The sequence below is a fragment of the Paracraurococcus ruber genome, assembly GCF_004353985.1.
Taxonomy (GTDB): Bacteria; Pseudomonadota; Alphaproteobacteria; order Acetobacterales; family Acetobacteraceae; genus Paracraurococcus; species Paracraurococcus ruber.
In genome coordinates this window covers 1-4,184 of the sequence record NZ_SMOA01000380.1, presented here as the reverse complement: position 1 = coordinate 4,184, position 4,184 = coordinate 1, and the positions used below count along the sequence as shown (strand labels likewise).

Annotated in this window: 4 protein-coding genes; all 4 read right to left on the bottom strand. The window is 74.7% G+C overall.

Annotated features, from left to right (window positions below):
- A partial coding sequence (locus E2C05_RS29395; protein WP_240046944.1) for a nicotinate-nucleotide adenylyltransferase occupies positions 1 to 487 on the bottom strand: 487 nt, incomplete at its 3' end.
- Entirely contained in the window at positions 484 to 1,344 is an 861-nt protein-coding gene (locus E2C05_RS29390; RefSeq protein ID WP_133223170.1) for a 2-keto-4-pentenoate hydratase, read from the bottom strand. The genes E2C05_RS29395 and E2C05_RS29390, both read right to left, overlap by 4 nt.
- Positions 1,345 to 1,572: 228 nt before the next feature.
- Positions 1,573 to 2,862 (bottom strand): glutamate-5-semialdehyde dehydrogenase, encoded by a 1,290-nt coding sequence (locus E2C05_RS29385; RefSeq protein ID WP_133223169.1) that lies wholly within the window; start codon positions 2,860 to 2,862, stop codon positions 1,573 to 1,575.
- 368 nt (positions 2,863 to 3,230) lie between these two features.
- On the bottom strand, positions 3,231 to 4,184 hold a 954-nt coding region (locus tag E2C05_RS29380), incomplete at its 5' end, for an esterase-like activity of phytase family protein (protein WP_133223168.1).

Below are 4,184 nucleotides of genomic sequence, written 5' to 3'. Positions count from 1 at the left end.
GGTGCCGCGCCAGCGCGGCCGCCGCCGCGCCGCGCAGCGCCTGCCGCGTCTGCCCCGGTCGCGGCAGCACCGCAAGCGGCGTCCCGCGCGCCAGGGCGCGCCAGCGCTTCCAACGCGGCAACTGCGCCAGGATATCCGCCCCGGCCAGCAGCACGAAGCGCGCCCGCGGGAAGCGCCGGCGCAGCTTGGCCAAGCTGTCCACGGTGTAGCGGGTGCCGAGGCTCGCTTCGATCCCCGTGGCGATCACCCGCCGGCCATCCGCGATGGCCCGGGCGCTGGCCAGCCTTTCGGCGAAGGGCGCCATGCCGCGCCGCGGCTTCAGCGGGTTGCCCGGGGAGACCAGCAGCCAGACCTGGTCCAGCCGCAGCCGCCGGAGCGCCCGTTCGGCGACATGCCGGTGGCCAGCATGCGCCGGGTTGAAGCTGCCGCCCAGCAGCCCGATCCGCACCCGGCGGTTGTCGCCCCAGGCCCCCGGCGCCGCCGTCACTTCAGCCGGACGCTGACCGAGACGGACTCGGCCGCCAGGCCCTCATACCGGACGGTGTAGGTCCGCCCCGCCTCCGCCACGACCGGCGCGGAATAGCCGGCGACCGAGAGATAGTCGCCGGCCTTCAGGGCGCGGCCCTGCTTCTTCAGGTCCTCGATCAGGAAGGCGACGACGTTCAGCGGATGGCCGAGCACCACGCGGCCGGGGGCGCGAGCGATCTCCTTGGTGTCGTCGCTGAACACCACGGTCATGGTCGCCAGGCGATCGGCGAATTCCGGCGTCGCCTGCACCGGGATCGGGTCCCCCAGCACGCCCAGCCGGGCGGCGACGTTCATCGCCAGCAGGTTCGCCGCATCCATCCGGCCGGCGATGTGCAGCGACGGCAATTCGAGATAGGGGATCGCCACATCCAGGTGCCGCAGCAGCGCCAAATGGTCGGTGCCGGCGGTGTTGATGTCGTCATCCTTTACCCGCAGCAGGAAATCCGCCTCCGCCTGCGGCATGGCGCCGAAGGTCACGGGAATCTCGGCGCCGCTGCGCAGCCGGATGGTGCTTTCGAAGATCGTGCCGCGCACCGGATGGTTCACGCCGAACATCTGCTGCGCCGGCGGGGCGGTGAGGCCGACCTTGTAGCCGATCGGCGTGCCCCATTCCCGCGCCAGCCGCGCTACCAGCTTGTCCTGCGCGCAGAAGCCGTCGGCTAGCGAGGTCATGCCGGGGATCGGCGGGCTCGCACGGTTGGCGAGGATCGCCGTGGCGAAGGCATCCATGGCGGCGTCGGACGGGCATTCGGCCAGCGCCGGCGCGGCCAGGCCGCAGGCGAGCAGGGCGGCGGGCATCAGGCGGCGAAGCGGCATGCGGCATCCTCCCGGACGGGTCGTTGCCGCCACGCTAGAGCAGATCCCGATCAGGTGGAATCACCTGAGCGGGCGACGATGCCCGTCGCTTCGAATGACTGGAGCGGTTGCCGTGAGCCGTGGCGAACGGAAACCGCTCGAGAGCGGATCGCGCGGGGGCAAGCGCCCGCGCCGGCCGCCGGGGACCCTGGCGCCGGGCGGCCCGGCCCGATCGGCGAAGCGCCGGCCTCAGGGCCGGACCTGCCCCGTGCCGAACACCTGGTATCGATAGGTGCAGAGCTGCTCCAGCCCCACCGGGCCGCGCGCATGCATCCGGCCGGTGGCGATGCCGATCTCGGCGCCGAAGCCGAACTCCCCGCCGTCGCAGAACTGCGTCGAGGCATTCCACATGCCGACGGCCGAGGCCAGGCCATCGAGGAATTCCTGCGCCGCCGCCGCGTCCTCCGTCACGATCGCCTCGGTATGCTCCGAGCCATGGCGGCGGATATGCTCGAGCGCGGCGCCGACGCCGTCCACCACCGCGACCGACAGCACCGCATCCAGCCATTCGGTGGCGAAATCCTGCTCGGCCGCCGCCGGCAGGTCGGGGCAGATGGCCCGCGCCCGCGCATCGGCGCGGAAGTCGCAGCCCAGCGCCCGCAGGTCGGCGACCAGCAGCGGCAGCAGGGAGGGCGCGATGGCTTCGTCCACCAGCAGCGTCTCGGTCGCGCCGCAGATGCCGGTGCGGCGCATCTTGGCATTCGCCAGGATGCTGCGCGCCATCGCCGGGTCGGCCGCGGCATGGATGTAGGTGTGGCAGAGCCCCTCGGCATGCGCGAGGACGGGGACGCGCGCCTCCTCCAGCACCCGCGTCACCAGGCCCTTGCCGCCGCGCGGGATGATGAGGTCGACGAGGCCGGCGGCGCGCAGCATGGCGCCGACGAAGGCGCGGTCGGCAGTCGGCGCCACCTGCACCGCGGCGTCCGGCAGGCCGGCGGCGCGCAGCCCCTCCGCCAGGCAGGCATGGATGGCGCCGGCGCTGCGCAGGCTTTCGCTGCCGCCGCGCAGGATCACCGCATTGCCGGATTTCAGGCAGAGCGCGGCGGCATCGGCGGTCACGTTCGGCCGGCTCTCGAAGATCATGCCGATGACGCCGATGGGCTGGGCGACGCGGCGGATGCGCAGGCCGTTCGGCCGCGTCCATTCCGCCAGGGTGCGGCCGACCGGGTCGGGCAGCTCGGCCACCTCCTCCAGCCCCCGCGCCATGGCGTCGATCCGCGCCGGGGTCAGGGTCAGCCGGTCGCGATAGGCGGCGGACAGGCCGGGGGCGCCGGCGACATCCGCCTCGTTCGCCGCCAGGATCTCCGCCGTGCGGTCCCGCAGCGCCGCCGCGGCGGCCTGCAGCGCCCGGTCCTTCGCCGGTCGCGGCGCGCGGGCGAGGTCGGCGGCGGCGGCGCGGGCGGCCCGCGCGGCGGCATCGAACTGACGGGCGACGTCCGACGAGGACGGGCGGAGGACGGCTTCGGCGATGGCGTTCATGACGGGCTCCGGATGCCGGAGCCATAGCGCGGATGCGGCGCCGGGGCCAAGGCGCGCACCGGGGACGGGACGGCCCGCGGCGGTGCCATGCCCCGCCCGCGCCATGGCGCGGCGTGCTGCCCGCGATCTGCCGCCCATGCGGCCTGCCAGGGCATGCCGCCTGCGTGGCGACGCCAGGCAAGCGGCGGATCGCGCCCGGCGATGGCGGGCCAGGACAAGGCTGGCCAGCGGCTTTGGCCCCGACGGCTGGCCTCATGGCGGTCGGCAGGAATGCTGACCGCCATGGTCATTGGGCCTGGCGCGCAGCCGGCACGCCACGCCGGCGCGCGATACCGGCGGGCAGACGCCAGGGCGCCTGCCCGCCGTTGTCAGTCGTCCACCAGCACGAAGAGCAGCAGCAGGGTCTTCTGCAGCAGGTTCTGGTTGTCGTCGGACACCATCGCCACCAGCGTGCGGCCGCCGATGCGGGCGGCGCTCACGCCCTCGAAATTGTCCACCGGCAGCGGCGCGGCGATGCGCAGCACCTCCTCGCCCTCCAGCACCGTCCCCTCTCCCGCCGCCTGCAGCGCCCAGGCCGAAAGCCGCACCAGCCGGCCGCCGAAGCCGGCGAAGAGCGAGAAGCTGCGCTCCAGCACCAGCGCCCCGCCATCCGGCAGCGGCGCGGCATCGGCCGGGCTGAAATCCTCCCCCGGGCGGTAGGCCAGCGGCATCCAGCGCCCCGGCCCGCCCAGCCAGGCGCGGGTCAAGCCGGGCTGCCCGGGCACGGCCAGCGCCTCGGCGATCGCCAGCCAGCGCCCATCCGGCAGCACCGCCAGCGCTTCCAGCCCGGAATTGCTGCCCGCCCGCTCCAGCCCCGGCGGCGCCTCCACATAGCGGGCGGCGCCGTCCAGCCGCTGATAGGCACGGATGCGGTGCCAGCGTTCGAACCCCACCAGCCAGCTGCCATCGGGCAGCCGGGCCAGGGATTCCGCATCCCCCTCATAGCCGCGGGAGACCGGCTGGCCGGTGCCGCTGCCGAGCGCGCCGGTGCGCAGGCCGGACAGGCCGCTCGGCCGGCCATCCTGCAGCTCCAGCCGCGCCGTCATCCAGTGGCCGAGATCGCTGATGGCGGTGACCTGCAGGTCCTCGGCCAGATGCAGGCCGGACAGGCCGCCGAAGCCCAGCACGCCATCGTCCAGCACCAGCCCGCCGAGCAGCTCCAGCCGGCTGCCGGGCGGCGAGGCGGGCAGGGTCAGGCGGCGGGCGAGGCTGCCGGGGGGCGCCGGCTGGGCGGTGACGCGGGCCGGCAGCAGGGCGCAGCCGGCGCCCGCCAGGGCTGCCGC

What these genes read in the sequence shown, in the direction of transcription:
- E2C05_RS29390 (WP_133223170.1), bottom strand. Translation starts at nt 1,344, where the DNA reads ATGCCGCTTCGCCGCCTGATGCCCGCCGCCCTGCTCGCCTGCGGCCTG.
- E2C05_RS29385 (WP_133223169.1), bottom strand. Translation starts at nt 2,862, where the DNA reads ATGAACGCCATCGCCGAAGCCGTCCTCCGCCCGTCCTCGTCGGACGTC.